The following is a 26,230-nucleotide window of genomic DNA, read 5'->3' on the forward strand; positions in this document are numbered from 1 at the left end:
TGGCGCCCATAATGGGCCATGAACAAATCTCAGGGACGGGATCACGCATGGCTACTTTGATACCGGCGATTGGCGCCTGCGTATCGCGCATGACGTCAGGCGAAAAACGCCTGGCTGAGCGCCTTGAACAAAAACTCGACGACGACTACCTGCTTTGGTACGACGTGCCGATGGGCCCGCGCTATGCGCACCCTGACTTTTGCGTGATGCACCCACGTCGGGGCATTTTGATTCTGGAAGTCAAAGACTGGAAGCTCGGCTCCACCATCCTGCACGCCGACAAAAACAATTGGGAAATCATGGCCAACGGCGTGCCAAAAACCGTCCCCAACCCGCTGGAGCAAGCCCGCCAGTACGCGCACCAAGTGGTCGACGCACTCAAGCGCGACCCGCAACTGGTGCAGCCAGACGGCAATCACCAAGGCAACCTCGCCTTTCCGTGGAGTTACGGCGTAGTGCTAACCCATATCAGCCGCAAACAGTTTGAAGCCGCCGAACTTCAGCACGCCATTGAGCCCTACCGCGTTATTTGCCAAGACGAAATGCTTGAATCCGTGGACGCCGAAGACCTCCAAAGCCGCCTGTGGGATATGTTTCCGTACATGATGCGCGGCGTCATGAGCCTGCCGCAACTGGACCGTGTGCGCTGGATCATGTTCCCCGAGGTGCGCGTGCAAACCCAAGGCGCGCTGTTTGACGACAACGACGTGGAAGCCGAATTGCCCAGCCTCATGCAAGTGATGGACCTGCAGCAAGAGCAACTGGCGCGCAGCTTGGGCGACGGCCACCGCGTCATCCACGGCGTGGCCGGTTCCGGCAAAACCATGATCCTCGGCTACCGCGCCGAGTACCTGGCCAAGGCCTACACGCAGGCCGCCAAACCGATCCTGATCCTTTGCTACAACGAGCCACTGGCCGTGAAACTGGACTCGGTGATGCAGGCCAAAGGGCTGGCCGACCGAGTGCACGCGAGGCATTTTCATAAATGGTGCCGTGACCAACTGGTGGCCTTTGGGCAAACCCTGCCAGCACACAACATGCAAGTCGGCGCGAAGATGGCAGACATGGTTCAACGCGTCATTAGCGGTGTCGACCGCCAGCAAATCCCCAGCGGACAATACCAGGCGGTGCTGATCGACGAAGGCCACGACTTTGCCCCCGAGTGGCTCAGATTGGTCACGCAAATGGTGGACCCCGCCACCAACAGCCTGCTGGTGCTGTATGACGATGCGCAAAGCATTTATGAGCGCAGCCGCTCCAAACAGTTCAGCTTCAAAAGCGTGGGCATCCAGGCGCAAGGCCGCACCACGATCCTGAAAATCAACTACCGTAACACCCGCCAGATTCTGCAAACCGCCAACCTGATTGCCGCCGACCTACTGACCGCCGACGACAAGGACGACGATGGCATTCCGCTGCTCAAACCCATCAGCTGCGGGCGCGATGGCGAAGCGCCGCTGATCATCCGCTTGCCCACCCTGCGCGCCGAAGCGACCAAGATTGCCGACCTGCTGAACGCGGCGCATCAGGAAGGCCACGCATGGGCCGACATGGCCGTGCTGTGCCGCCACCACAACGAAATGAATGAATGCACCCAGGCCCTGAGCCGCTGGCAACTGCCGTTTGAAATGCGCAAAGGCTCTGGCAGCTTTCACCCGCATGAGGACACCATCAAGGTGATGACGATGCATGCCAGCAAAGGGCTGGAGTTTCCGGTGGTGGCGCTAATGGGTGTGGGGCAGATGCCCGCTGCGGGCGAGGACGAGCGGGACGAGGCGCGGCTGTTTTATGTCGGGGCGACGAGGGCGACGCAGCGGTTGGTGATTGGCGTTAGTGGTGATGGCGGATTTGGGGGAAGGTTGGCGTGACTAAGCGACGACCAGATCAATAAAAAAGACGCGCCCTCCGTCCAACAATCTAAAACCAATTCACACTGACGCATGCTGCACATCGCCTACTACGAAGCTGACCTTGCCACCTTCTGCAATGCCCACGAGAACGAGATACTCGGTGAGCTCACTGCCAGGCACAGTTTTGCGCTTGAAAATCAGCAGCGAAATGCGTGGCAGCAACAAATCACGCTGCTGAAAACATCGCTGGCAGGCCTCGATACCGGTAGGATTTACTTTGAATTTTCTATCCCCCGCATGGGCAAGCGGGCAGATGTCGTTGTTCTTGTACGAGGTGTTGTCTTCGTCATTGAATTCAAGGTGGGTTCGACTACTTTTGACCATGCTGCGCTTGAACAAGTGCATGACTACGCATTGGATCTGAAAAACTTCCACAAGGGCAGCCACAACGCAACGGTCTTGCCAATTTTGATAGCGACGAATGCATCAACTCAAGGACCTTCGACCTATTGCTGGGCGGACGACAACGTGGCTAAGCCCGTGTGTGCGGCCCCTTCAGATCTTTTTGGAATCATTGAAGCGGTCCTTGTTCAGACTGATACTTCCGAGATCAATCACGCGCAGTGGTCGCATTCCGGTTATCAACCAACCCCCACCATCGTTGAGGCAGCACAAGCGCTGTATCGCAACCATGACGTCCGTGAGATTGCGCGGTCTGGTGCGGATGCGGAGAATTTGGGGCACACCACAGACCGCATCAATGAACTGATTGAAACCGCAAAGGTATCAAACCGAAAGATCATTTGCTTCGTGACCGGCGTTCCTGGCGCTGGCAAAACGCTTGCCGGCCTCAACATTGCCACCACCCGCGTACTCGGTCACGCGGATGAGCACGCTGTTTTTCTGTCTGGCAACGGTCCTTTGGTCGATGTACTGAGAGAAGCCCTTGCCCGCGATCAGGCGGTTCGGGAAAACGTGCCAAAAAAAGATGCGGCCCGCAAGGTGTCCGGGTTTGTCCAAAACATCCATCATTTCAGAGACGAGGCGCTTCGCGACCCCAAAGCACCTGTTGAACGTGTCGTGGTTTTTGATGAGGCGCAGCGCGCCTGGAACCGGGATCAGGCAACAAAATTCATGCAGCAGAAGCGGGGCCACGCCGACTTTGACATGTCCGAACCCGCTTTCTTGGTGGGGGTCATGGATCGCCATGTGTCTTGGTGCGTCATCGTTTGCTTAATCGGTGGTGGTCAGGAGATCAATACCGGCGAAGGAGGATTAGCGGAGTGGCTCGATGTGATGGGCCAGCAATTCGCGCATTGGGACGTGCACGTATCCAGTCGGCTTGATGATCCCGACTACATCTGGGATAGCGAAACGAGCGAAGCGCTGAAAAAGGTTGCGACGACTAAAGACGAAGCGTTGCACTTGGGTGTTTCAATGCGTTCGTTTCGTGCTGAGTCTCTTTCTGAGTTCGTAGGGCATGTCATTGAGAACAGGCCGATAGATGCTCGCATAGCCTACGCAAAGATTGCAAATCAATATCCGATTCGACTGACCCGTGATCTCAACACGGCCCGCCAGTGGCTGCGCAATATGGCGAGGGGAACTGAGCGATTTGGTCTTGTTGCCTCATCTGGGGCAAATCGACTTCGCCCAGAAGGCATTTTTATGAAGTCACAGATTGACGCGCCCGTTTGGTTTCTGAACGACCGCACCGACGTGCGCTCCTCGTACTACCTCGAAGAAGTTGCGAGTGAATTTGACATTCAAGGGCTGGAGTTGGATTGGGCTGGCGTGTGCTGGGATGCCGACTATCGGTATGACGAGGGCTCTTGGAAACACTTCAGCTTTCGTGGCACCAAATGGCAGCGTTCAAATGCCACTGAAAAGCAACTGTTTTTGAAGAATGCGTACCGCGTGATCCTGACCCGCGCACGCCAAGGGATGGTGATATTTGTACCCCTTGGTAGCCAAACCGATCCCACCCGGCCTTGCGATTTCTACGACCAGACATTCGACTACTTGCGGCTCTGTGGTTTACCTGAATTGCTCGTTGGACCTCAACCACTAGAGGCAACAATTTTGCGATATCCAATCAGCCCGTTGAATCCCGCTGTAACTAGAGCTGTTGATTCAAGACCAACAAATCATCCTGATGAACGTGGGCGATCATGATGCGGATAGCGGATTGCTTGAAGCTGATGGCCTTCATTCGCTCATTATTCAATAGCTACTAACGCATGTAACACGGGCGCTAGAGCCTGATTTGACTTAAAAGCAGTTACCGCACACACCGAAACGTCAAGTTCAACCTGCGCCGCCCTAGCAGCGTATGTTCACCATCGACCAATGCCGTCACGCCGTGGAAGGCCAGCCGCGCTGGGCCGCCCCAGACCACCACGTCGCCATGCACCAGCCGCCAGCGTTGGGGGCGGTCTTTGCGGCTGGGGGTGCCGAACAGAAACACCGCAGGCAAACCCAGCGAGAGCGAGACGATGGGGGCGCGCAGGTCGAGTTCGTCCTTGTCCTGGTGCAGCGAGAGTTTCGCGCCGGGCACATATTGGTTGATCAGGCAGGCGTCGGGCGCAAAGTGAGGGTAACCGGCCTGCGACTCGGCGCGCTGGGCCAATTCCAGCAGACAGCCTGGCATGGCGGGCCAGGGCTGGTTGGTGAGCGGGTCCAACGCGGCGTAGCGGTATCCGCTGGGGCTGGACACCCAACCTAGCGGGCCACAGTTGCTCATTGCTACCGACATGGTGTAGCCGCCGGGGGTTTGCCAGTGGCGCAAGGGCGCTAGATGGAGGACGGTCTCGATGGCTTGAAGCAGGGCCGCATCCCCCTCGCGAGCAAAGCCGTGCAGCAACACCGCGCCAGGGGCCATCTGTGTCAGCGCGGTCTCGGGTGGCAGGTCGTCAAAGAGGTCCATAGGGGTCAATTTACTATTTTTTTGGCATGAACGTTCGCTCAATCGATATGAGGCAAACGACGGATCCCAAGCTAGCCGGACTGAGCAGCGACAATCGACCCTTCGCGCCCAAGGCTTTACCTTGCGGCCACCCATCACTTACCTGAAGAGCCGTAATATGACCCAAGACCAGAATCCACCCGCCGAATCCCCCAAGAGAGCGCTTTGCGAATCGTGCGCTGGCGTCCAGCAAAACTGGCGCCGCGCCCCTGGCCACGCCGAACTGGTGCAAGGCGTTAACCGCAAAGAGCCGCGCCCCCACGGCCAGGTCACCGTCACCCGCTACTGCTGCGACCGCTGCGGCACGGTGTGGGACTACGAAAACAACAAGGTCAACCTGCACGCCGGCTGGTCGGTGGTGGGCTGATATTTTTCTTGCCATCCACTTTGGGAGTGTCCCCATGAATCTGAAAACTCTGTGTTTGTCGATGGGTGCCAGCTTGCTGCTGGCAAGTGTCAGCAGCGCCACGCTGGCGGCGCTGGCGGTTGGGGCGCCCGCACCAGACTTCAGCACCGACGCGGCGCGGGCCGGGGTCGCGTTCAAGTTCTCTTTGGCGGAGACCCTGAAAAAAGGGCCGGTGGTTTTGTACTTTTATCCCAAGGCGTTCACCAGCGGCTGCACGATTGAGGCACACAACTTTGCCGAGGCCACGCCCAAATTCAACGCCCTGGGCGCCACGGTGGTCGGTATCTCCAACGACAACATCGACACCCTGAAAAAGTTTTCTGTCGAGGCGTGCCGCGACAAGTTTGCTGTGGCGGCCGACAGCGGCGCGAAAATCATGAAGCAGTACGACGCGGCCTTGTGGATCAAGCCCGACATGGCGGACCGTATCTCGTATGTGATCAGCCCCGAGGGCAAAGTGCTTTATGTGTTCTCCAGCCTGAACCCTGACCAGCACGTAGAGAACACGCTCAAGGCCGTCGAAGTGTGGCGCGCTTCAGCCCGCTAGTCCCCCAACCCCAACTCACCCCCGCATCATGGCCCGCATTCAAATCGAACTCCCCGAGCAACTCCCTTTCGCCACCGAGATCACGCTGTACGGCAGCCACATGAACTACGGTGGGCACTTGGACAACGCGCTCCTGCTGACCGTGGTGTCTGAGGCGCGGGTGCGTTTTTTCAAGTCGCTGGGCTATACCGAGCTGGACGTGGAGGGCGTCGGCATCATCGTGTCAGACGCGGCGCTGCAATACCGTTCGGAGGCGTTCCACGGCGAGGTGATGGTGGTGCGCATGGGCGCGGCTGACTTTGGCAGCAAAGGCTGCGACCTGCTGTGGTGCATGACCGAGCAGTTGAGCCAGCGCGAAGTGGCACGCGGCAAAACCGGCATCGTCTTTTTTGACTACGCCACGCGTAAAACTGCGCCGGTGCCGGAGGCTTTTCGCGCCCAGTTTGCTATTAAATAAATAGCTGCTCACGCAATTAAAACGGGGGCTAGAGGCTGATTTGGCTTAAATTCTCGGCAGCAATGGCGCGAAAGTCCTCGGATACCCGCGCATCGCCCGCGATGGTCTGCCAAAACACGGCGGCCAGCGCCCGCGCCTGCGCCCATTCGGGCAGCGTGGCGGCGGTGGGTTGCAGCGGGCGGGCTGCAAAATCGCGCGCCACCAGCTCGCCGCCAACCGGCGCGTAGAGCATGGGCAGCATGTCGTAGGTGGGTGACAGCGCCCAGTCGTCGTTGCGCAGAAGCAGAGAAATGTTGCCGTAGTGGCGGTCGGTGTTGGCAATCAAAACACCGTAAGCCTCCAGCAGGCGCAGGGTGCGGGCGTCGTCAGTGGTCAGCAGGCCGCGCGCCAGCAGGCGATTGGCGGTGGCGGCCCAGTTGTCCATCTCGCCCACATATTCCGCGTCAAACACCAGCAGCGACACCATGCCGATGCGCCCGCCCTGCGCGGTACGGTCAAAGCGCTCGGACTCCAAAAACACGCGCCCTTCACCACTGAACACCTGCGTTTTGGCAGCTGGCAGGCCCGCACGGAGTAGTGTTTGCAGCGCCAGATGCTCGCAAATCAGCAAGTCGCGCGTGCGCTGGTCCACCGGCGCGTCACCGGCTGGCGAGAACTTGACGATGACGTGGCGCCCCACCGTGTTGGTGCAAAACTTGGGCTGCTCGCCGCCCGCAGATGAGCCACCCAGCGTGCCTTGCATCGCCTGCTCGGCCAGACGCGGATAGTCGGCCGCTGAATCAACACGGGAAGCGCGCTCGGGCAGGGTGTGAAAACGCTGAAACGCCGCCTCACCCACGATCAGGTTGCCCGGCAAGTCATCGCCAAACAGGGCCAGCGCACGCAACACATCGTCGTCATTCCAGTGGCGCGGGTCGTTGCCCAGCTGCAGCTCAGGGTGGGCGTGAGCAAAGGTGCGGCCCATGAAACCCTGCGGGCGCATGTCGTCCAAAAACCAGGGCAGGCCGCCGTGCTGGGCGCTAACGCCATCCGCCTCGTCAACCCAGACCGCGCCACCGGCCAGCGGCACCATGCGGGCAAAAGGCGAAGGCTGGCCCAGCGCATCGACCCGCATCACCGGCACCTCGCGACCCACACCAGCCACCGTGCGCGGCAACACGTAACGCTGCGAGCGCGCGGCGCCCACTTTTTGCACCTGCCCGGACTGGATCAGCGGCGCCAACGCCCGCGACACCGTGGGCTGGCTGGCGCCCAACAGCTCTTGCAACGCGGCGCTGGTCTGCACCCCACCCAGACGGCGCAGGGCTTGCAGGATGTTGGCGGTGAGGTCGGAGGGGGTGGCCATGAATTGTTTTATGAATAGATAATTTACAAGCTAATCATAATAAATTCAAGGCATCGGCGGGTACTTTGAATAGATACTTTTAGCTGGCTTAATCCCGAAAGTACCAGAACCCGACATTCACCCACTCGGTCAACTGGCTGGCAAAGGCGGGGTTCTCCATCCCGGTCGCCAGTTCGTCGTGGCTCAACTCGTCGTGGTCGCACAGCGCGATGACGGCCGCTTTTGACGCCGCACCGAATTCAAAGCGCTCGCCGTCGATGTAGCACACGCCTTGCGCCACGGTCTCGTCCAGATAGAAACAACGCAGGCCGCCGGTGCGGATCAGGGGCTGGTCCAGCAGTTGCTCAGTCACCTCTTCAGCGCTCAAAGCATCGTCGTCCAGCGCTTGCAAATCCAGCCCGCATTTGGTCTTGGAAAAATAGCTGCCGGCAAAGTCGGCCATCAGCGTGTCGTTGTCCAGCACGGCTTGCAGGTGAGCGCGGATCATGGCGAAATCGCTGGGGTTGATGTGGCCCTGATGCTGGTGAATCGGGCGCTTGGGGTCGCTGATGAGGGTCTTGCCCAGCTCTTTGTCGATCACGTAATCGGCCAGGCCGCTGAGCAGGTCGGAGTTGGATTTGGCCCGGAAACCGACCGAGAAACTCATCGACTCTTCCAGCGCCACGCCCTCGTGGGGGAAACCTGGCGGGATGTACAAAATATCGCCGGGCAGCAGTTCGGTGTCGATGATGGGCTGGAACGGGTCCACGTGCAGCAGCGCGGCATGGGCGGCAAACTGGCGGTGCTCGCCTTTATCGCCGACGCGCCAGTGGCGCTTGCCCGAGCCCTGGCAAATAAACACGTCGTACAAATCAATGTGCGGCCCGACACCACCACCGGGTGTGGCGTAGCTGATCATCACATCGTCCAGCCGCCATTTGGGGATGAAGGCAAACGGCTTGACCAGCTCGGCCACCTCGGGCGACCAGTGGTTGACGGCTTGCACCACCAGCGTCCAGCCCTCTTTGCCAAAGCGTTTGTAGGTCTCGAACGGGCCGTTTTCAGCCTGCCACTCGCCGTCTTTTTTGTAGACCAGGCGCGACTCGACTTCTTCCTCACAGGCCAGCCCGGCCAGGTCGTTGGGGCTGATCAGGTCCTCAAAATGTTGAAACCCTTGTCGGATGACGACTGGCTTTTGTTGCCAGTAGTGTTCCATGAAGTGTTCAAGGGTGAAGTCGGCCAGATGGAGTGTGAGCATGGTGACGCCAGATGAAAAGGACAAAGTATCGCACCCACGGCCAGATCGAAACCGGCGCGCGGGGGCGCTTCAGTTGCCTTGCAGCTGGCGCATGAGCTTGCCCAGCGCATCGTTCAGGATGTCTGATAACGGCTCCGGCTCCGGCTCGGGCGGGGGTGGCGGACGGGGGCGCGGAATAGCGAACTCTACTTTCGGGTCCAGCCAGCGGTTGCGAAAGGCCTGCTGAAACACCTCGCCCACCATCGGCAACGCGCTGCGTGCGCCTTGGCCCCACGAGCCCATCGTCACCCGGTTGTCGTTGTAACCCACCCGGGCACCGGCCACCAGCTGCGGGTTCATCATGATGAACCAGCCGTCGGTGTTGTCTTGCGTGGTGCCGGTTTTGCCGGCCAGATCGGCCTGAAGGCCATAGCGGTAGCGAATGGCCGCACCGGTGCCCTCGTCAATCACGCCCCGCATGACGTTGACCAGGGTCAGCGCGTGCGCCCGTGGCATCGCAGGCACGGTGTCTTTGACCGACTCGAATTTTTCCAGCACCTTGCCATGGCGGTCTTCCACGCGCAGCACCAGCACCGGCGGCAGGTAGTTGCCGCCGTTGGCAATGGTGCCGTAGGCGGCCACCATTTCCAGCAAGGTGACGGGGCTGGTGCCCAAGGCGAGCGAGGGCACCAGGTCCAGCTTGCTTTGCCGCACCCCCAGCGCCTGCGCCAGCTGCCCGACGCGGGTCGGCCCGACCTTCTCCATAAGCTGGGCCGTGATGGTGTTTTTGGAGTACGCCAGTCCGTTACGAAGGGTGGTGGGCTCGTAGCTGGGGGGCGTGGCATCGCTGGGCGACCAGACCTCGCCGCCGGGCATCGTGATCGCCACCGGCTGGTCGACGATGGTGTCCGTTGGGGTGAATCCCTGCATGAACGCCGCACCGTACACAAAGGGCTTGAAGGTGGAGCCGGGCTGGCGCCGGGCCTGGCTCACATGGTCAAACTGCTCCTGGGCAAAGTCGCGGCTGCCCACCCACGCACGGACCTCGCCATTGCGCGGGTCAATCGCCAGAAAACCAGCCTGCAACACCGGGCGCTCGGGATCGGTCTTGCGCCGACCATCGGCCAGTTGCTGCAGTTGTGCCAGTTGCCGCGCAACCGCCTGGTTGGCCACCTTCTGCAGCTTGGCATCGAGCGTGGTGCGCACTCGCAAGCCATCGGCTTGAATATCAAATCCTTTGCGGTCGGCCCAGTCAATGAGCCAGCTACGCAGGTGTTGGGCCACGTGCGGCGCCGGGCCCAGCGACACGACTTGCCGCTCAAATTCGAGCTTGAGCGGCCGCTTGCTCAGCACCGCCAGCCGGGCTGGGTCGAGTTGGCCATTTTTGACCAACTGGGCCAACACCAGATTGCGCCGCTGCACCGCGCGCTCGGGGTTTTGCACCGGGTTGTAGTAGCTGGTGCCCTTGAGCATGCCGATCAGCGTGGCGCTTTCCAGCACATCCAACGTGTCGGCCGACTTGTCAAAGTAGGTGCGCGCGGCCATCTCAATGCCGAAGGCGTTGTAGAGAAAAGGCACGGTGTTGAGGTAGGTTTCAAGAATCTCGCGCTTGGAATACACCGCCTCGATTTTGAGCGCTGTGATCGCTTCCTTGACCTTGCGCGTGAGGCTGGCGGCGCGGCCAATTTCTTCCGGGTAAAGATTGCGCGCCAGTTGCTGTGTGATGGTCGAACCACCCTGCAACTCGCCCGACAAGGTGCTGAGTGCCGCCCCTGCCGTGCGCCGCAAATCAATGCCGTGGTGCTGGTAAAAGCGGTGGTCTTCGGTGGCGATCAAGGCGTTCACTACATGGGGCGCCATCTTGTCCAGGCTGACCCATTGCCGGTTGATACGGCTGTATTCGGCCAGCACCGTGCCATCCAAGGCCAGCAGCACCGACGGCGTGGCCGATTTGGCCTTGCGCAAGTCGCCAATACCGGGGGTGAACGGGATCAGCGCCAGCACATAAAGCAGCATCAGCGCTGGCACGACCAAGGCCGCACGCCAAGGGTGCTGCCGGGTGGCCGCTTTGAGCCATTGAAACTTCACAGTGGCAAAAGTAGCGGCACGGGTAAAAGCAGGGTTCATGCTGGAGTTTAAAGCCCGCGCTCAAACGTGATAATCACAGAGACGCCTCCACCACCACCGAGAAAAACTTATGCCTGCCACCGAAATCACCGTCACATCTCTGGGCAAAGTAGGCGACAAAGAATTGCTGGTCCCCACCGGCAAGCAAGGCACTGTCTTTGCGCATGTTCAGGACTGGCTCACTGTGAAACTGAAAACCAAAACGTCCGTGAAAGACATCAGCACCTTCGTCCTTGTCAAAGGCATCAAGCAATGGGCGGTGTATGAAGAGCGGGCCGGGTCGAAGACGGTTCGGACCGTTTTCAAGATCACCTAGCCTGCGGCCCGCGCGCCTGAAGTAGCTTTATGATGAACCATGTTCAAAGTTTACTGGACCGCCGCGAATCACGAAGCCTGCTCTCAAAACGAGGCGCTGCTCACGAAGGCGCTTGAGCTGGTCAAAGAAAAACGCAACGCGGGCTATTCATTTGTGACCATGGTCGCAGAGGACCCCAACCAGGTTGGGAAACCTGGTGTGGATGCCGTCGTGAACGGAAAAACACCGGATGGCGAGGACTACGAATGGTCCAAGGCCGGTCGCGCCGGAACGCCTCGCAGAAGCGACAAAATTGTTACCCGCAAAGATTACTGAAGGCTAGTCAGCTTGGCCGGAAGCTTCCCGGTCACTGCAGTCGCTGCAAAAGTTCCAGGGTCGGATAGCCGTCGGCCGGCAGACCCAGGCTGCGTTGGTATTGGCGAACGCCGCGCTGTGTGGCCGGACCCATCATGCCGTCGGGCGTTCCGGTGTCGAACCCTCGGACGTTCAACGCACTCTGCAATGCCAATAACTGACTGCGCGAAAGTAGCTGCAAATCGCGCGGCCAGGGTGCCTGCACCGCAGGGCCGCCGCTCAACTGTTGCGCCAGCAGACTCACGGCGAGGGCATAGCTGCTTGAGTTGTTATAGCGCAGAATCGCGCGGAAGTTGGGGCCCACCAGAAAAGCCGGTCCGCGTGCACTGGCCGGAAGCAGGATTGAGCTGTCGGCCAACACTGGCAACGGCCTGCCGTCCATCGATTGCACACCCTCGGCGGTCCATTGGGTCGTCGGTTGTCGCACCGCATCTTCGGCACGCGCGTAGTCGAAACCCGGCGGCAAGCGCACTTCTTGCCCCCACGGCTGATTAGCCTGCCAGCCAGAGCTGGCCAGAAAGTTGGCGGTTGAGGCCATCACATCAGAGACGCTGCCCCAGATGTCGCGCCTGCCATCACCGTCGGCATCCACCGCATAGGCCAGATAGTTCGATGGCAAAAATTGCGTTTGGCCCATCGCGCCAGCCCATGATCCGATCATCTGGTCGCGGTCAATGTCGTGATGCTGCAGAATCTTCAAAGCGGCGAGCAACTGGCCACGCGCCCACGCCTCGCGGCGGCCCTCGAAACCGAGCGTCGCCAAGGCGTCGATGGTTGGAATGTCGCCCACAAAACTGCCGTAATTGCTCTCCATGCCCCAAATCGCGACAAGGATCTCTGCCGGGACGCCGTAACGCACGGCGATGGGCTCAAGGACGGGGCGCAGTTCCCGCAGCTTGGCCTGGCCACGGGTCATGCGCTGCGTCGACAGCGCGTTGTCAAGGTAGTCCGCAACTGTTCGGGTGAACTCGGGTTGTGACCGATCCAACTCAATAACACGCGGGACGAAGCGAACGTTGTCGAAAGCCATGTGGAGCGTGTCCTCGTCCATTCCGGCTGCGCGGGCGCTGGTGCTGAACTCAGCCACCCAGTGGGCAAACTTTTGGTGGTGTTCGACCGCTTCGGAGCCGACTTGTATCGGTTTGACCCCCACTATGGATGGCGCGGTGGCACAGCCCACAAGCCCGAAGATCGCCAGTAAAGCGAGAACCAGCCCGTAGCGCGCTGACCCTGAGAAATAGGAAGGTGTTTTCATGCCATCGATTTTCGTTGTTCTGCAGAACCCGGTCTTGAACAGGATGCCATTCGTCATCTTTCCGGTACGGCATGCCCACCTCCTAAAATCGACTGATGAATGATCACAAAACTATTGCCACACACAGTGGCAGCTTCCACGCCGACGACGTCTTTGGCGTTGGCGTCCTGATGGGCGTCTTTCCATCACACACATTGATCCGCTCCCGCCACAACGAGAAGATTGAAACTGCTGACTTTGCCGTGGATGTTGGCGGCCTCTGGGACGCGCCCACCGGACGCTTTGACCACCACCAGCGCAGCTTCACGGGCGCACGCCCCGCACGTCTGGTGGATGGCGTGGAAACCGCTGGCGTGGGGTATGCCAGCGCAGGGTTGGTCTGGTCTGCGTTTGGCGGCGACTACGTCAAGGCCTTGGCCGATACCCTTGGGGTTCAACTTGATGCGCAAGCCCTGGCAGAGATCACCCGCTCCATCGACACGTCTTTGGTGCAGTACCTGGACATTGTGGACACCGGCAAGGGCGATATTGCACCCGGTATTTTTGGACTTTCCGCGTTGATCGCGCAACTCAACACCAACTGGATGGAAGAGCAAGGGCTTGATTCAACAGCAAAAGCCCAACTTCAGGAGAGTCGTTTCTGTGAGGCGATTGCCATAACAAGGAAATTTCTCGACCGCGCCATCATCAAAAAAGTGTCTCAACTTCGCGCCATGGACATCGTTCGCAAAGCCCCGAGGTTGCTGGGCGGCAAAGTGCTCCACCTTCAAGAAGGCGGCATGCCCTGGACGCGCGTGGTGGTGGACGAAATGCCCGAGGTTTTGTTTGTCATCTATCCCGATTCGGAGGGAGACCAGTACCAGATTAAAACGGTTCCCGTGGAGCCCGGATCATTCTTGGCCAGATTGGACCTGCCAAAGAGCTGGGCCGGACTGCGGGATCAGGAACTGAGCGAGGTGACGGGTGTGTCAGACAGTGTTTTCTGCCACATGAACTTGTTCATTGGTGGTGCTAAAAGCCTGGAAGGCGCCATTCGCCTGGCGGGGGTGGCGCTTCAGTAATCGACTGGCTCGCTTACCAGCACTTGCGCAAGTTGGTCATGAGTCCGCCGTTCAGGTGTCCGACTGGGTCCACACATCAATGAGGGGATAGAGTTGGGCGTATTCTTTGTTGTGCTGCTCGGACAGCGCGTGAAGCGCCATCAGTGTCTCGAACGGAAAACCTTTGCGGTTGCCACCCCGACTGTCGTGCAGCAGGCTGCTGATATAAGGATTGAACTCAGCGGTGCCCCAACAGGCGCTGATCTTTGACCCGATTCTGGGGAAGGCTTCATTGACGACTTTGAAGTTCTCGTTGTTGTCAATGCACGGTTGCAACTCAGGAAATTTTCGGTCATGCAGGTCTGAAAGTCTGATCAGGGCACTCAAGACGCCTTCAGGAAAACCCGTTTTGGAGCCGTCCCGCGCATCTTGCAAAAGTGCTTTTATGTAGGTCGTAAAGTCTTTGGTGCCCCACAGGCGCTTGATATTGGCGCCGAACATGGGAAAAGCATCGCTGACCTGCGCAAAAGCGGATTTATTGTTAGGCATCGTGGTGTGATTTTGGCTCAACTTATCGCTTTTAAGCATAGAGTTAACACCAAGCTCAAGCGCAATGCTGGCTGAGCCCACACCCGCGCAAGATCAGCGACACCACATGCTCGGTGGCGTGGGCGTGGTCTTGAGGCGTCAATTCGGGCAGGCCCAACACAGCGCAAACCTGCACATCAAAGTCGGCATAGGTCTGGGTCGCGGCCCAGATCGTGAAAAACAGGTGCACCGGGTCGACCGCCGCCATGCGCCCGGCCGCTATCCAGCCGTTCATGACCGCCGCCTTGGCCTGCACCATGTCACTCAACTCGGTGGCCAGCAAGTTCTTGACCACCGGGGCGCCGTGCAGCAACTCGTTGGCAAACACCTTGGAGGCATGCGGGCGCTCGGCCGACAAGGCCATTTTGGCGCGGATGTAGTGCTCGATAGCGGCCCGCGGGTCAGCTTCCAGGGTGATACCTTGGGCTGGCAACAACCAGTCTTCAAGGGTGCGCGCCAGCAGCGTCCGGTAGAGCGCCTGCTTGCTGCCAAAGTAGTAATGCAGATTGGCCTTGGGCAAACCCGAGGCCTCCGCGATGGCGGCCATGGTGGCGCCGGCAAACCCGGCCCCGGCAAACACGCGCTCGGCCGCGGCCAGAATCACCGCCTCGTTGGCTTGGCGAATCTGGCCTTTGCTGGCGTCATCACTGACGTCGGTCGATGGGCTGGAGCGGGCCTGCATCAGGTTAAATGCCGCACCTTACTTTTGCGCGGCGTTCCACACGGCGTGTGAATAGGCGGCTTTGCCCGGGTCTTTTTTGATCACCGGTGAACTGCCCGCTGCGAGCAAGACCTTGACTGTGCGCTCATAAGCGGTGGGCTCCAGGTAGCCGATCTTGGCGGTACCGGCGGTGGTGATGAGCTTGGCCACATTTTCCATTTGGCGCTTTTGCACCTTCTCGGTGGCGCTGCCCGACATGTCGGCGGCCACCACGATCTTGGCGGCACCGGCGGGGTCTTTCACCGCGTCGTTCCAGCCCTTGAACGTGGCCTTGAGGAACTTGCCCATTCGCGCCACAAAGGCCGGGTCCTTCAGCTTGGACTCCAGCACGTACAAGCCGTCTTCGAGTGACGCCACGCCTTCTTTTTCATAGAAGAAGGTGACCAGATCGCTCTCCTTGATGCCGGCATCCACCACTTGCCAGTACTCGTTGTAAATCATGGTCGAGATACAGGCGGCCTGGTTTTGCAGCAGCGGGTCGACATTGAAGCCTTGCTTGAGAATCTTGATATCGGTGTCTTTGTAGCCCAGCTTGGCCATCCAGTTCAGGAACGGGTACTCGTTGCCGCCATACCAGACGCCCAGGGTTTTGCCCTTGAAGTCTTTCGGGCTGTTCACACCACTGGCTTTTTTGCAGGTCAGCATCAGGCCCGACTGGTTGAACACCTGCGCGATGTTGACCAGCGGCACACCGGCTTCACGTGCGGCGAGCGCATCCGGCATCCAGTTCACCACCACGTCGGCACCATTGCCGGCAATCACCTGCACCGGCGAGATGTCGGGGCCACCCGGTTTGATCGTCACGTCCAGCCCCTCGGCCTTGTAATAGCCCTTACTTTGCGCCACGTAGTAGCCGGCAAATTGCGCTTGCGGCAGCCACTTGAGTTGCACCGTCACTTTGTCCGCCGCGTTGGCATTCACACCTGCCGTCACGCCGCACACCGCCAGCACCGCAGCCAGCAGGCTGTTGGAAATCTTGGAAGAACGAATCATGGGAAAAGCTCCTGAGGGGTTGAGAAAAATTTAACGTCCACGCACTGACGGATGCCAAAAAGCGGCACGCCGTTCAATTTGAACCAGCACGGCATACGCCACCGAGCCGGTGACCGCCGCCACCACGATGGCAGCCCACACCAGCGGCATGTGCATACGCGAAGCTTCGGTCGAAATACGAAAGCCCAACCCAGCGGTGGGTGAGCCAAAAAACTCAGCCACGATGGCACCAATCAGGGCCAGCGTGGCGTTGACCTTGAGCGCGCCAAACATGAAGGGCAGCGCCGCTGGCAGACGCAGCGCCAGCAAGGTGCGGCTGTAACTGGCAGCGTAGCTGTACATCAACTCGCGCTCCAGTTTGCCCGACGCCTTGAGCCCCGCCAGCGTGGAGGTCAGCATCGGGAAAAACGTCATCAGCACCACCACGGCGGCTTTGGATTGCCAGTCAAAGCCAAACCACATCACGGCAATCGGCGCCACCGCCACCAGCGGAATGGTGCTGGTCAGCGAGGCCAGCGGCAACAAACCACGCTGCAAGAACGGCAGGCGATCAATGGCGACCGCCACGGCAAAGCCCAGCCCCGAGCCCAGCGTCCAGCCGATCAGCACCGCCTTCAATACCGTTTGCACAAAGTCGCCCCACAGCGTAGGCCAGTGGGTGCCAATCGATTGCGCAATCAGCGACGGCGGCGGCAACAAAACACGCGGCACCTCGAACGCCACCACCAGCAGTTGCCAGAAATAGACCACCCAGACGCCGAACAGGGCCGCAGTCAGCAGGCCATAAAGTCGGGCACCATCCAGCGCCGCCATGCGCCGGATCGACTGCACGGCCAGCCCGGCCAGCATGATCGCTGCGAGCCAGAACCACGCGGTGGGCGGTGCTTCGCCGGTCGCAGCAGCGGTCTGCATCAGCAGCGTGCCCGCCACCAAAGCGCCCAGCACCAGCCCAGTCGTCATGCGCGTCGAGGGCTTCATGGTTGGTGCCGATGCCGCAGCATCGCCCGTTCTACAAGGGCTACCACGCTAGTCAGCGCTAACCCCAGCAAGGCCGACATCACCAACGCCGACCAGATTTGAATCGTGTTGCCGTAGTAAGAGCCGGTCAGTAGTCGGGCACCCAGACCCGCCACCGCGCCGGTGGGCAACTCGGCCACCATGGCGCCCACCAGACCGGCGGCAATGCCTACGCGCAAAGCGGGGAACAAAAACGGCAGGGCGGACGGCAAGCGCAGCAGCCACAAAGCCTGCCAGCGCGAGGCGGCGTAGGTGTGCATCATTTCGGTCTCGATCACCTGCGGCGAGCGCAGGCCCTGCACCATCGCCACCGTGACCGGGAAAAAACACAAATACATGGCAATCACCGCTTTGGGCGCCACACCCGAAAAGCCCAGACTACCCAAAATTACCAGCACGATCGGGGCAATCGCCAACACCGGCACGGTTTGCGAGGCCACGATCCAGGGCAACAAGGCCCGGTCCAGCGTGCGCGAATGCACGATGCAGACCGACAGCACCAGCCCCAAGATGGTGCCCATCACGAAGCCCCACAAGGTCGATTCTGCAGTGACTGCGACGTGGTACATCAGGTTGCGAGGTGAGTCCAGCGGCCAATCGACCAAGCTGGACCAAAAATCAAGCGCCACCTGGTGCGGAGCGGGCAGCACCGGGCGCTGCATGTCCATGGTGGCGGCCAACAGGTCTTGCCAGGTCCACGCCCCATCGGGGGGCAACACGCGCTCGATGGCGCCCGGCGCGTTGAGCGCCCAAGTGCCGCCGTACCAAGCCAACAAAACCAGCAGCAACATGGCCGCCACCGGCACGCCTTGCCGTCGGAACTCCGCCACGCCGCGTTTGAAAGCCGTGTCAGTCATGGTGCCCATCGGCCAGGGCTTCGCGCACAGCGTGTGCCACGGCGATAAATTCCGGGGAGTCACGCAGCCCCAGGTGCCGCTCATCCGGCAGCGGCGATTCAATCACTTTGACAATGCGACCCGGTCGCGGCGACATCACCACGATGCGGGTGGCCAGGTAGACCGCCTCGGCAATCGAGTGCGTCACAAACACCACGGTGCGGCGCTCGCGCTGCCACAACTGCTGCAACTGCTCGTTGAGGCGGTCGCGCGTGATCTCGTCGAGCGCACCAAAGGGCTCGTCCATCATCAAAATCTTGGGCTCAAACGACAAAGCCCGGGCAATCGACACGCGCTGCTGCATGCCGCCAGAGAGTTGCCAGGGGTATTTGCCTTCAAAGCCGGTCAGACCCACCCGCGCCAGATGCTCCAGCGCAATGTCTTTGCTATCGGCTTTGGAGCGGCCCTGAATCTGCAAGGGCAAGGTAACGTTAGCCAGCACGGTGCGCCACGGAAACAGCGCTGGCGCCTGAAAAACATAGCCGTAAGCGCGGGCCAACCGGGCTTCGTGCGGTGTGACACCGTTCACCAGCACCTCGCCGCCGCTGATTTTCTCCAAGTCGGCAATGACACGCATCAAGGTGGTCTTGCCACAGCCTGAGGGGCCAATCAGTGCCACAAATTCGCCCTCGTTGATGTCCAGGTCAATGCGCTCCAGCGCATGCACTGGCGTATCGGCCGTCTGGTAGATCACACTGGCGTTGCGCACCTTGACAGCCAACCGCGCGCTGGCCAGCGAGGCTGCGAGGGGCGATGTCGGCACTTCAGAAATAGTCATGGAATCAATAAAGTAGGTTGGGCCGCACCACAAAGCAGCACGACGACCAGAAAGCTAACCAGTTGGTCAACTTATTCTATCGATGCATGCTATTTCCGTGCCACCAATGTCGTTAGGGTTTACGCTCGACCGCCTGACCCACATCGCGCGGATCCAGGCCGTACATCTCGGCAAATTCTGCCAGCGTCTTGCCACTGCTCTCGAAAGCCCGTTGCAAGGCTTCCTGCTTGGCCAACTTCACATCGCGCTCGGCAAAGGCTTCTTCGAGCAACACATTGGCACCGGCCGCGTTGGACTGAACCCGGGTCAGGTAGTCTTGGCGCGTCAGGCCACTGGCCTCGAAAGCGGCCATCAGTTGCAGGCGAAACCGGGGACGCAGGTCTTCTTGCGTGCGCCCTTGACGGCGCCGGAACAACTCCAGCATGGCGAGGTAAATATGCTCGGGTGACACCGGCTCAACCACAGCACCCTGCAGGTCATAGCGGGGGTTACCGGCTGCCACGCTGTGCAGGTAGCGACCCGAACGTGTGTGCAAGCCCAGCGCGGCCTTGAGGGTATCGCGCTCGAAAATCTCCGGGTGCGCCGCCAGCAGTTCCTGAAAAATGCCGAGTTTGAGCGGCATAAAGTTGGCGCCAAACAGGTGCGGATAAAGTTCAAACAACTTCTCAAGCACGGGTTGGACGTTTTGCGAACGGCTTGGCTTGGCTGCCGGTACGTTGGCAGGCGCGAGTTCACCGGTCGGAACCGATGGGTCAGTGAGGGTAAGAGTCATAAGATTTTGCGGTAAGTCAAGGTTCGATTGTCAACCAAGTGGAGAACCGGCTAGACCGGGAACTTCATCTAAACTACCCTGAACTGAATAGGGGTATTTGTGGCTTCAATCCGATTGCTCGCAGCGCTGGTCGCTGGATGTTGTGCGATGACCTTGACACTGCCCGCCAGCGCTCAGTCGGTCCGAGCGCGAAGTACCGCTGATGTCGACCTGACGGCCCGGCTCAAAGAAGTTCAACAGGACCCCAAATTGATGGAGTCCGTCATGAAAACAGGTCAGCGTGTAGCGGCCATCTGCGCCAACTGCCACGGTGACGGAGGCAACAGCCTCAAACCCGATATTCCCAACCTGGCTGGCCAAAACCCCACCTACCTGATTGAACAATTGCGCCAGTTCGCCGATGGCCGGCGCCGCTATGAATTCATGGAAGGCATGATCAAGGCGATGAGCAGCGACGAGAAAATCGGCGCGGTGCTGTTTTACTCTGCTCAAAAAGTGACCCACAAAACCGCGTCCAATGCGGCTCTGGCCGCCAAGGGCAAGGAGTACTTCAACAAGATTTGCTGGCGTTGCCACGCTGAAGATGGACGGGGCAATGAAAAATTTGCCCGCATCGCCGGGCAGCAGCCCGACTACATGCGTCTGACGCTGAAGCGCTACCGCACCGGAACCGGCCCCCGCGTGGAACCCCTCATGGCGGCCAGCACCAAGCTGATGACCGACGCCGACATTGACGCCGTGGTGGCCTATGTCGGGGCCTTGGACTAAGAGATTACTGCGGGTCCAGCCCCAGAAAGTTGGCCAGCGCAGCGGTGCTTAAGGCACCGTCCTGGCTCACGGTCTGACCTGTTTTCTGGTTTTTAGCCACGATAAACGGCACCGATTCAGCGCCAAAATTATTCAACAACTGGGTGTTTTTCTTGATCGCCTGCTCGATGTCGGCGGCGATGCTCGACGAGGCGGAAATACCACCCTTGCCGGCCAGCAAGGACGCTTCATGCTCTGTCATCAAGGCGCCCGGATCGGCAGCCGTCAGAATAGCCGCGCCTTGCGCAGCGCTGGTGGCGTTGATCATGCCAACAGGAATCCAGACAAATTTCACTTTTTTGTGCAGGGGCATCGAAGCCTCCCACAAGTGACCGCAATGCGGACACTGGGTGTCAAAAAAGACATAAACCACGTTGGTGCTCATCATGGCACCCACCGTAAAGCCTTTGGCCTGGGATGAAACCACCTCAACAGAGGCCTGCTGCTTGGTGGAGGCCGTAGGTGCCGAAGATTCGGGCTTTGAGCAAGCGCCCAACGCGAGGGCACCAGCCAGCACGGAATAGGTGAGGAATTTATTAATTTTCATAAGGCACTTTACTCGGCAGCTTCCTGCGCCATCTTTGCGCTCTTCCAGTACACGTCATCACCCACGGTGCCGTCGGTGCGGTGTCGGTTCAGCACACGGGCCAGTACAAACATCAAATCACTCAGACGGTTGAGGTATTGGCGTGGCGTGTCTTTCAAGGCCTCCTGGCCTTCCAGTGCCACCACCATGCGCTCGGCCCGGCGGGCCACCGTCCGGCACACATGCGCCAACGAGGCGGCACGCGAGCCGGCTGGCAGGATGAATTCCTGCAGACGCGGCAAAGTTTCGTTGTGCTCGGCCAGCGCCGTATCCAGCGCAATCACGGCTTCTGGCTTGAGCAGCTCAAAACCGGGGATCGACAGCTCGCCCCCGAGGTTGAACAGTTGGTGCTGAATCTCGACCAGCAGCGTGCGCACGCGCTCCGGCATGTCTTCGCACAGAAGCACACCAATGTTGGAATTGAGTTCGTCCACGTCACCCATGGCGTGCACGCGCAGGCTGTTTTTGGAAACCCGGGTGTTGTCGCCCAAGCCCGTGGTGCCGTTGTCGCCCGTGCGGGTGGCGATTTGTGTCAGTCGTTGTCCCATGAATTAGTCTCGCTTGGTTAGGTTATAGGCAACGTCAGGTCAAAGACATGGCGTGGCAAAGTGATGGTCAACAGGGTGCTATTGTCAGTGTCATCGGTCGTCATGGTCACATCACCCTGTTGCGCCGTGGCCAGCAAACGGGCTGAGTAGGTGCCAATGCCGCTACCGCCGGGCTTGCCGCTGGTGACAAATTTATCGAAGAAACGTTCGCGCAAGGCCAGCGGAACGGCCCCCACGTTTTGAATCAGGACGCGCAGCGGGTTCTCGTCCTTCAGCGTCACCAGCACGCGACTGCCAGCGGGTGCCGCCTCACAGGCATTCTTGAGCAGGTTCTGAAACAGCGAATAACACAGCATGGCGTCGGCTGACGCGGTGGGCATTTCAAGACCAACATTTGTATCGGTATCGACCACGATCGTCAGCTTTTTTTCGGTAAAAGCACTGCGCGAGAGTTCGACCAAGCGGTGCAGGATATGGCCCACATCGACGGCGTCCGCCTTGAGCTTGAAATGCCCGGTCTCGATTTTGTAGAGCTCGCTGGACAGGTTGATCATGTTCATAACCTGCATCGCGGTCTGCTCCAGCAGGCGCAGTTGGGCCACGTGCTGGGGCGCCATGTCGGCATCTTCGGCCATGCCCTGCACCATGCCGACGATGCCGGCCAATGAGCCCTTGAGGTCATGGCGGGTGATGTTTTCCACATCCTCGCGCAGGCGGGCTGCGTCCAGCATGGCATCGTAGTCGGCCTGCAAGTGGCGACGCATGTCCACAAACTTGATGAAGTTGCGCACCCGTGAGCGCATCACCTTGGGGTCGGTGTCTTTGGAGACAAAGTCCACCGCGCCCAGCGCCATGCCCTTGAGCCGGGCTTCGTCATCATTCAAACCGGTCACAAAAATAACCGGGATCTGGGCTGAAATGGGCTGCTCGCGCAGGCGGCGAACCGCCTCGAAACCATCCATGTCGGGCATCATCACGTCCATCAGCACGAGGTCGGGCAGCGGCTCCTTGCTGCACTGGGCCAGGGCCGAAGCGCCATCGGTGGCGGTCAGTACCTGGTACTCGTCCTTGAACAGGTGAACCATCAGTTTCAGGCTCACGGGGTAGTCATCCACCACCAGAATGCGGGTTGGCGACAGCGTCATCTCGGTCATCAGGCCGTCGTCCGTCGACGCGGGTGTGGCCTGGCGCGGCAAACGGGCCACGGCGCCAGGCGCGGCCTCGCGCTGCGGATCAGCTATCAGTTTTAACAGGCGGTCTTTGAGGTTGCCCGCGTTGTAGGGCTTGACCAGCAGACTGCTGACGCCCGCGGCAATCACTTCCTCGATGCGCTGACGCTCGGCTTCGGCCGTGATCATCACAAAGGGCAAGCGCGCCAACTTGGGGTCAGCGCGCACCGCTCGCAGCAACTCCAGACCGCTCATGACGGGCATGTTCCAGTCGGACAGAATGACGTCCACCGCATTAGCGCGCAACATGCGCAACGCTTCGGCGCCATTGCGGGCGGTATAAATTTTTTCGCAGCCCATGGCCCGTAACTGGTTGACGGTCACGGCGCGCATCAGTTCCAGGTCATCGACCACCAGATAAGTGAGGCTGTGAAGTTTCATGTTTTGGTTGTGAGGCAAATCAGCATAATCGAACATTATCCCGGAGATATGCCATGAATGCGCCCACCGCCCTGCCCCTGATTTTTCACCGTGAAGTGCCCACTGCACTCATCGATGCCCTCAAGTCCCGCTTCGGCGAACGCTGCTCCACCGCACTGGTGGTGCGTGAGCAACACGGGCGCGACGAGTCGGCCTTTGCAGCGGTGCCACCGCCCAGTGCGGTGGTATTCGCCGAGAGCACGCAGGACGTGGCCGAGGTCGTTTCACTGGCCAGCGCCTACAGCGTGCCGGTGATTCCCTTTGGCGTCGGGTCCTCCCTCGAAGGCCATCTGCTGGCGGTGCAAGGCGGCATCAGCCTCGACGTGAGCCGCATGAACCAGGTGCTTTCGATCAACGCCGAAGACCTGACCGTGACGGTGCAACCGGGCGTGACCCGCAAACAGCTCAACGAGGCCGTCAAGTTCACCGGCCTGTTTTTCCCGGTGGACCCAGGCGCAGACGCCACTTTGGGGGGCATGAGTGCCACTCGGGCCAGCGGCACCAACGCCGTGCGCTATGGCACCATGCGCGAAAACGTGCTGGCGCTCGAAGTCGTCACCGCCAGTGGCGACATCATTCGCACCGGCACCCGGGCCAAGAAATCGGCCGCCGGTTACGACCTGACACGCCTGATGGTGGGCAGCGAGGGCACGCTGGGCGTCATCACCGAAGTCACCGTCAAGCTCTACCCGTTGCCTGAAGCGACCTCGGCGGCGATCTGCTCGTTCCCCAGTATTGAAGCCGCCGTGCGCAGCACCATTCAGATCATCCAGATGGGTATCCCGATTGCCCGGGTTGAACTGATTGACGCCAACACCGTGCGCATGGTCAACGCCTATGCCAAGCTCGGACTGCGTGAGGAACCCATGCTGCTGATGGAGTTTCACGGCTCACCGACCGGCGTCAAGGAACAAGCTGAAAGCGTGCAGGAGATTGCCTCGGAGTTTGGCGGCAATTCGTTTGAGTGGGCCACCACGCCAGAAGAACGCACCCGGCTTTGGACCGCCCGGCACAACGCCTACTTTGCCGCCATCCAGTCCAGGCCCGGTTGCCGTTCCATTTCAACCGACACCTGTGTCCCCATTTCGCGCCTGGCCGACTGCCTGCTCGACTCCATCGTTGAAGCCGACGCCAGCGGAATTCCGTACTTTCTGGTCGGCCATGTGGGAGATGGCAACTTCCATTTTGGCTACCTGATCGACCCCGACAACCGGGCAGAACGCGAGACGGCGGAACAGCTCAACCACGCCTTGGTGAGCCGCGCCCTGAGCATGGAAGGCACCTGCACTGGCGAGCACGGCATTGGCCTGCACAAAATGGATTTCCTGGTGACCGAGACGGGCGATGGCGCGGTGAACATGATGCGCGCCCTCAAACGAGCGCTCGACCCGAAGAACATCATGAATCCGGGCAAGATTTTTACGCTATAAATTAAATAGCTACCTGCGCAGGTAACTCGGGGGCTAGCGGCTGTTTTGTCTAAAATTCGGCGTTTTCAGCGATGGCGTTGGCCATGTACTCGATCTTCTTTTGCATGTCGCTATCGGTGTCAGGAAACCGCCGGGCAATGTCCTGGAATTCGTCCTGAATTTCAACGAAGGTATCGACCATGTCGGGGTCGAAATGGCTGTCGCGCCCCTGGAAAATAATCGCTACGGCCTGGTCGTGGTGCATGCCGGCACGGTAGACCCGATCTGAAATAAGCGCATCGTAGACATCGGCAATCGCCATCAGTCGCGCCGACAAGGGAATTTTCTCGCCGACCAGGCCTTGCGGATAACCACTGCCGTCCCATTTTTCGTGGTGCGAGTAAGCCAGTTCCTTGACGATCTGAAGCTGGTCCCGCGCCAAGCCCAAGGTGGCCTCGGCACTCACGATGGCCTCATAAGCCAGGGTCGTGTGGGTCTTGATCATCCCAAATTCAGCGGGCGTCAGGCTGCTGGGTTTGAGCAAAATGCGGTCCGGAATGCCGACCGTTCCCATGTCGTGCAGCGGTGCCCACTGAAACAAAATGCGAATGTAGTCGTCGGTTAAAGCCGCAGCAAAACGGGGATGTCCCTGCAGGCGCTGCGCCAGTGTCAAGACGTAATGCTGCACCCGCAGCAGATGTTTGCCGGTATCGGAACCGCGCATGCCCGCCAGCGACACCATGGCAAACGCGACCACCGCCATAGGTGACTGGGCAGGATCTGCATCGGTTTTTTGATGGCGGTCATGGGTATTCACAGCGGGTTCTCCAGTAGTCGTTTCATCATACTAAAAAGGGGCGCGGTACAACCAGACCGGGCGGCCATCGGCGCACTGCAACACCGCGGTGGGCGAGAGCGAGGTCGCCTCAAACTCAAGGCTCACCAGCCAGTGGCCTGGCAGGAGCTCCGCCCTGGCTTTGTCCACTGCCCGCGCCATGCTCTCGGGCCGCTGAAACAGATAGACCAGGTCGTAGCCCTGCCAGTCGGCACGCCAGATGTCGCCCTGGCGCACACGAGCCCAGGGGCAGCGCAGCGCACACAGAGCCCGCAGCGGCCAACTCCACTCCAGACCATGAAGTCGAGCGGCGGGATAGGCTTCGCGCAGCGCCTTGAGACCATCGCCCAAGCCGCAACCCGCGTCAAGCACCTGTGCACCGGCAGGCAGTGGCGCGTGGGTGGCGAGGTCGCGCAAGGCGTGCGCCGGTGTCGGAAACAAGGGTGCATCGCGCCAGGCGTTCAGGGGGTAAATCAGCAACAACAGCAGCAAAGGCAGCAGCCAGGCCCAAGCCGGAAAGGCCGCCGCGCCCGACAGGGCCAGCGACAGGGGAAATCCCAGCCCCACCATGGCGCGACGCCACCAGGTGGGCGCCAACACGCTAAACGCCACGCCCAGGCTTGAGGCGATGGCCAGGGCCAGCCAGGCCGACAGCCCGATGCCTTGCAAGCCCAGGAATACCGCCCAAGCACACGCCCACGCCAGCAAGGCGGGCAAGGGCCAGCGCGCCACGACCGATCGCATGGAGGCCAG

At 60.1% G+C, this 26,230-nt stretch carries 27 protein-coding genes; 10 read left to right on the forward strand and 17 right to left on the reverse strand.

The annotated features are described in order from the left end of the window. Positions 1-47: 47 nt before the first annotated feature. Together WCG50_RS01655 and WCG50_RS01660 are read left to right on the forward strand one after the other, a co-directional pair. Positions 48-1,868, forward strand: a complete 1,821-nt coding sequence (locus WCG50_RS01655; protein ID WP_336897818.1) for a 3'-5' exonuclease — start codon at positions 48-50, stop codon at positions 1,866-1,868. Positions 1,869-1,940: 72 nt separating this feature from the next. After that, positions 1,941-4,025 (forward strand): DUF2075 domain-containing protein, encoded by a 2,085-nt coding sequence (locus tag WCG50_RS01660; protein ID WP_336897819.1) that lies wholly within the window; start codon positions 1,941-1,943, stop codon positions 4,023-4,025. 106 nt (positions 4,026-4,131) lie between these two features. Here WCG50_RS01660 and alkB read toward each other — a convergent pair whose 3' ends face one another. Continuing rightward, the gene (alkB, locus tag WCG50_RS01665; protein ID WP_336897820.1) at positions 4,132-4,776 is read right to left on the reverse strand and encodes a DNA oxidative demethylase AlkB; all 645 of its coding nucleotides are present in this window, start codon (positions 4,774-4,776) and stop codon (positions 4,132-4,134) included. Positions 4,777-4,933: 157 nt separating this feature from the next. Here alkB and WCG50_RS01670 point away from each other — a divergent pair, with 157 nt between their 5' ends. The 3 genes from WCG50_RS01670 (at position 4,934) to WCG50_RS01680 (ending at position 6,225) form a co-directional block, all read left to right on the forward strand. Next, positions 4,934-5,182 (forward strand): hypothetical protein, encoded by a 249-nt coding sequence (locus WCG50_RS01670; protein WP_336897821.1) that lies wholly within the window; start codon positions 4,934-4,936, stop codon positions 5,180-5,182. A gap of 61 nt (positions 5,183-5,243) precedes the next feature. Then, entirely contained in the window at positions 5,244-5,768 is a 525-nt protein-coding gene (locus WCG50_RS01675; protein ID WP_336897853.1) for a peroxiredoxin, read from the forward strand. Positions 5,769-5,796: 28 nt separating this feature from the next. Next, positions 5,797-6,225 (forward strand): thioesterase family protein, encoded by a 429-nt coding sequence (locus tag WCG50_RS01680; protein ID WP_336897822.1) that lies wholly within the window; start codon positions 5,797-5,799, stop codon positions 6,223-6,225. Positions 6,226-6,253: 28 nt separating this feature from the next. On the opposite strand, the gene yjjJ is transcribed toward WCG50_RS01680, so the two are convergent. The 3 genes from yjjJ to WCG50_RS01695 all read right to left on the reverse strand — a co-directional run bounded on the left by yjjJ (position 6,254) and on the right by WCG50_RS01695 (position 10,913). Then, entirely contained in the window at positions 6,254-7,570 is a 1,317-nt protein-coding gene (gene yjjJ, locus WCG50_RS01685; protein ID WP_336897823.1) for a type II toxin-antitoxin system HipA family toxin YjjJ, read from the reverse strand. An 88-nt stretch (positions 7,571-7,658) separates the two neighbouring features. Continuing rightward, a complete protein-coding gene (locus WCG50_RS01690; RefSeq protein ID WP_336897824.1) occupies positions 7,659-8,807 on the reverse strand; it encodes a cupin domain-containing protein in 1,149 nt (382 codons plus the stop codon). A 69-nt stretch (positions 8,808-8,876) separates the two neighbouring features. Then, positions 8,877-10,913 carry a transglycosylase domain-containing protein gene (locus tag WCG50_RS01695; protein WP_336897825.1) on the reverse strand — a complete coding sequence of 679 codons (2,037 nt, stop codon included), beginning with the start codon at positions 10,911-10,913 and terminating at the stop codon, positions 8,877-8,879. A 70-nt stretch (positions 10,914-10,983) separates the two neighbouring features. Between WCG50_RS01695 and WCG50_RS01700 the strand changes: the two genes are divergently transcribed. Together WCG50_RS01700 and WCG50_RS01705 are read left to right on the forward strand one after the other, a co-directional pair. Further along, complete coding sequence (locus WCG50_RS01700) at positions 10,984-11,229, forward strand: hypothetical protein (RefSeq protein ID WP_336897826.1); 246 nt, start codon at positions 10,984-10,986, stop codon at positions 11,227-11,229. A gap of 39 nt (positions 11,230-11,268) precedes the next feature. Then, entirely contained in the window at positions 11,269-11,544 is a 276-nt protein-coding gene (locus tag WCG50_RS01705; protein WP_336897827.1) for a hypothetical protein, read from the forward strand. A 31-nt stretch (positions 11,545-11,575) separates the two neighbouring features. Here WCG50_RS01705 and WCG50_RS01710 read toward each other — a convergent pair whose 3' ends face one another. Further along, positions 11,576-12,838, reverse strand: a complete 1,263-nt coding sequence (locus WCG50_RS01710; protein ID WP_336897828.1) for a lytic murein transglycosylase — start codon at positions 12,836-12,838, stop codon at positions 11,576-11,578. A gap of 95 nt (positions 12,839-12,933) precedes the next feature. On the opposite strand from WCG50_RS01710, the gene WCG50_RS01715 reads away from it, so the two are divergent. Then, entirely contained in the window at positions 12,934-13,899 is a 966-nt protein-coding gene (locus WCG50_RS01715; protein ID WP_336897829.1) for an MYG1 family protein, read from the forward strand. Positions 13,900-13,950: 51 nt separating this feature from the next. On the opposite strand, the gene WCG50_RS01720 is transcribed toward WCG50_RS01715, so the two are convergent. From WCG50_RS01720 to WCG50_RS01750, 7 genes are all read right to left on the reverse strand, one after another. Then, positions 13,951-14,427 (reverse strand): hypothetical protein, encoded by a 477-nt coding sequence (locus WCG50_RS01720; RefSeq protein WP_336897830.1) that lies wholly within the window; start codon positions 14,425-14,427, stop codon positions 13,951-13,953. A gap of 55 nt (positions 14,428-14,482) precedes the next feature. Beyond that, entirely contained in the window at positions 14,483-15,148 is a 666-nt protein-coding gene (locus WCG50_RS01725) for a TetR/AcrR family transcriptional regulator (RefSeq protein WP_336897831.1), read from the reverse strand. Positions 15,149-15,166: 18 nt separating this feature from the next. After that, positions 15,167-16,180 (reverse strand): ABC transporter substrate-binding protein, encoded by a 1,014-nt coding sequence (locus WCG50_RS01730; RefSeq protein ID WP_336897832.1) that lies wholly within the window; start codon positions 16,178-16,180, stop codon positions 15,167-15,169. Positions 16,181-16,210: 30 nt separating this feature from the next. After that, the gene (locus WCG50_RS01735) at positions 16,211-17,158 is read right to left on the reverse strand and encodes an ABC transporter permease (RefSeq protein ID WP_336897833.1); all 948 of its coding nucleotides are present in this window, start codon (positions 17,156-17,158) and stop codon (positions 16,211-16,213) included. Then, complete coding sequence (locus WCG50_RS01740; RefSeq protein ID WP_336897834.1) at positions 17,155-18,054, reverse strand: ABC transporter permease; 900 nt, start codon at positions 18,052-18,054, stop codon at positions 17,155-17,157. The genes WCG50_RS01735 and WCG50_RS01740 overlap by 4 nt, the downstream gene beginning before the upstream one ends. Beyond that, positions 18,047-18,871: an ABC transporter ATP-binding protein gene (locus tag WCG50_RS01745; protein ID WP_336897835.1), complete on the reverse strand. Its 825-nt coding sequence runs from the start codon at positions 18,869-18,871 to the stop codon at positions 18,047-18,049. Before WCG50_RS01745 ends, WCG50_RS01740 begins: the two co-directional genes overlap by 8 nt. 112 nt (positions 18,872-18,983) lie before the next feature. Then, a complete protein-coding gene (locus WCG50_RS01750) occupies positions 18,984-19,643 on the reverse strand; it encodes a ProQ/FINO family protein (RefSeq protein ID WP_336897836.1) in 660 nt (219 codons plus the stop codon). A gap of 99 nt (positions 19,644-19,742) precedes the next feature. Here WCG50_RS01750 and WCG50_RS01755 point away from each other — a divergent pair, with 99 nt between their 5' ends. After that, positions 19,743-20,411 carry a c-type cytochrome gene (locus WCG50_RS01755; protein ID WP_336897837.1) on the forward strand — a complete coding sequence of 223 codons (669 nt, stop codon included), beginning with the start codon at positions 19,743-19,745 and terminating at the stop codon, positions 20,409-20,411. 4 nt (positions 20,412-20,415) lie between these two features. Here WCG50_RS01755 and WCG50_RS01760 read toward each other — a convergent pair whose 3' ends face one another. From WCG50_RS01760 to WCG50_RS01770, 3 genes are read right to left on the reverse strand one after another with little or no spacing between them, the layout of a single operon-like run. After that, on the reverse strand, positions 20,416-20,997 hold the full coding sequence (locus WCG50_RS01760; protein ID WP_336897838.1) for a thioredoxin fold domain-containing protein: 582 nt from the start codon (positions 20,995-20,997) through the stop codon (positions 20,416-20,418). An 8-nt stretch (positions 20,998-21,005) separates the two neighbouring features. Further along, positions 21,006-21,584, reverse strand: coding sequence for a cob(I)yrinic acid a,c-diamide adenosyltransferase (locus WCG50_RS01765; RefSeq protein WP_336897839.1), 579 nt, complete (start codon positions 21,582-21,584; stop codon positions 21,006-21,008). A gap of 17 nt (positions 21,585-21,601) precedes the next feature. After that, on the reverse strand, positions 21,602-23,194 hold the full coding sequence (locus tag WCG50_RS01770; protein WP_336897840.1) for a hybrid sensor histidine kinase/response regulator: 1,593 nt from the start codon (positions 23,192-23,194) through the stop codon (positions 21,602-21,604). Between the two features lie 53 nt (positions 23,195-23,247). Here WCG50_RS01770 and WCG50_RS01775 point away from each other — a divergent pair, with 53 nt between their 5' ends. Beyond that, on the forward strand, positions 23,248-24,663 hold the full coding sequence (locus WCG50_RS01775) for an FAD-linked oxidase C-terminal domain-containing protein (protein WP_336897841.1): 1,416 nt from the start codon (positions 23,248-23,250) through the stop codon (positions 24,661-24,663). A gap of 49 nt (positions 24,664-24,712) precedes the next feature. On the opposite strand, the gene WCG50_RS01780 is transcribed toward WCG50_RS01775, so the two are convergent. Together WCG50_RS01780 and WCG50_RS01785 are read right to left on the reverse strand one after the other, a co-directional pair. Then, entirely contained in the window at positions 24,713-25,459 is a 747-nt protein-coding gene (locus WCG50_RS01780; RefSeq protein ID WP_336897842.1) for an HD domain-containing phosphohydrolase, read from the reverse strand. Positions 25,460-25,489: 30 nt separating this feature from the next. Further along, positions 25,490-26,221: a class I SAM-dependent methyltransferase gene (locus WCG50_RS01785; RefSeq protein ID WP_336897843.1), complete on the reverse strand. Its 732-nt coding sequence runs from the start codon at positions 26,219-26,221 to the stop codon at positions 25,490-25,492. Positions 26,222-26,230 lie beyond the last annotated feature (9 nt).

Source organism: Rhodoferax sp., from assembly GCF_037143375.1.
In the GTDB taxonomy this organism is placed as follows: Bacteria; Pseudomonadota; Gammaproteobacteria; order Burkholderiales; family Burkholderiaceae_C; genus Rhodoferax.

Excerpts from the sequence above, each read along its gene's own strand:
- WCG50_RS01690 (WP_336897824.1), bottom strand. The coding sequence starts at position 8,807 with ATGCTCACACTCCATCTGGCCGACTTCACCCTTGAACACTTCATGGAA.
- WCG50_RS01745 (WP_336897835.1), bottom strand. The coding sequence starts at position 18,871 with ATGACTATTTCTGAAGTGCCGACATCGCCCCTCGCAGCCTCGCTGGCC.
- WCG50_RS01715 (WP_336897829.1), top strand. The coding sequence starts at position 12,934 with ATGAATGATCACAAAACTATTGCCACACACAGTGGCAGCTTCCACGCC.
- WCG50_RS01700 (WP_336897826.1), top strand. The coding sequence starts at position 10,984 with ATGCCTGCCACCGAAATCACCGTCACATCTCTGGGCAAAGTAGGCGAC.
- WCG50_RS01725 (WP_336897831.1), bottom strand. The coding sequence starts at position 15,148 with ATGCAGGCCCGCTCCAGCCCATCGACCGACGTCAGTGATGACGCCAGC.
- yjjJ (WP_336897823.1), bottom strand. The coding sequence starts at position 7,570 with ATGGCCACCCCCTCCGACCTCACCGCCAACATCCTGCAAGCCCTGCGC.
- WCG50_RS01660 (WP_336897819.1), top strand. The coding sequence starts at position 1,941 with ATGCTGCACATCGCCTACTACGAAGCTGACCTTGCCACCTTCTGCAAT.
- WCG50_RS01785 (WP_336897843.1), bottom strand. The coding sequence starts at position 26,221 with ATGCGATCGGTCGTGGCGCGCTGGCCCTTGCCCGCCTTGCTGGCGTGG.
- WCG50_RS01735 (WP_336897833.1), bottom strand. The coding sequence starts at position 17,158 with ATGAAGCCCTCGACGCGCATGACGACTGGGCTGGTGCTGGGCGCTTTG.
- WCG50_RS01655 (WP_336897818.1), top strand. The coding sequence starts at position 48 with ATGGCTACTTTGATACCGGCGATTGGCGCCTGCGTATCGCGCATGACG.
- WCG50_RS01760 (WP_336897838.1), bottom strand. The coding sequence starts at position 20,997 with ATGAAAATTAATAAATTCCTCACCTATTCCGTGCTGGCTGGTGCCCTC.
- WCG50_RS01695 (WP_336897825.1), bottom strand. The coding sequence starts at position 10,913 with ATGAACCCTGCTTTTACCCGTGCCGCTACTTTTGCCACTGTGAAGTTT.
- WCG50_RS01705 (WP_336897827.1), top strand. The coding sequence starts at position 11,269 with ATGTTCAAAGTTTACTGGACCGCCGCGAATCACGAAGCCTGCTCTCAA.
- WCG50_RS01750 (WP_336897836.1), bottom strand. The coding sequence starts at position 19,643 with ATGACTCTTACCCTCACTGACCCATCGGTTCCGACCGGTGAACTCGCG.
- WCG50_RS01765 (WP_336897839.1), bottom strand. The coding sequence starts at position 21,584 with ATGGGACAACGACTGACACAAATCGCCACCCGCACGGGCGACAACGGC.
- WCG50_RS01680 (WP_336897822.1), top strand. The coding sequence starts at position 5,797 with ATGGCCCGCATTCAAATCGAACTCCCCGAGCAACTCCCTTTCGCCACC.
- WCG50_RS01720 (WP_336897830.1), bottom strand. The coding sequence starts at position 14,427 with ATGCCTAACAATAAATCCGCTTTTGCGCAGGTCAGCGATGCTTTTCCC.
- WCG50_RS01770 (WP_336897840.1), bottom strand. The coding sequence starts at position 23,194 with ATGAAACTTCACAGCCTCACTTATCTGGTGGTCGATGACCTGGAACTG.
- WCG50_RS01740 (WP_336897834.1), bottom strand. The coding sequence starts at position 18,054 with ATGACTGACACGGCTTTCAAACGCGGCGTGGCGGAGTTCCGACGGCAA.
- alkB (WP_336897820.1), bottom strand. The coding sequence starts at position 4,776 with ATGGACCTCTTTGACGACCTGCCACCCGAGACCGCGCTGACACAGATG.
- WCG50_RS01675 (WP_336897853.1), top strand. The coding sequence starts at position 5,244 with ATGGGTGCCAGCTTGCTGCTGGCAAGTGTCAGCAGCGCCACGCTGGCG.
- WCG50_RS01710 (WP_336897828.1), bottom strand. The coding sequence starts at position 12,838 with ATGAAAACACCTTCCTATTTCTCAGGGTCAGCGCGCTACGGGCTGGTT.
- WCG50_RS01670 (WP_336897821.1), top strand. The coding sequence starts at position 4,934 with ATGACCCAAGACCAGAATCCACCCGCCGAATCCCCCAAGAGAGCGCTT.
- WCG50_RS01775 (WP_336897841.1), top strand. The coding sequence starts at position 23,248 with ATGAATGCGCCCACCGCCCTGCCCCTGATTTTTCACCGTGAAGTGCCC.
- WCG50_RS01730 (WP_336897832.1), bottom strand. The coding sequence starts at position 16,180 with ATGATTCGTTCTTCCAAGATTTCCAACAGCCTGCTGGCTGCGGTGCTG.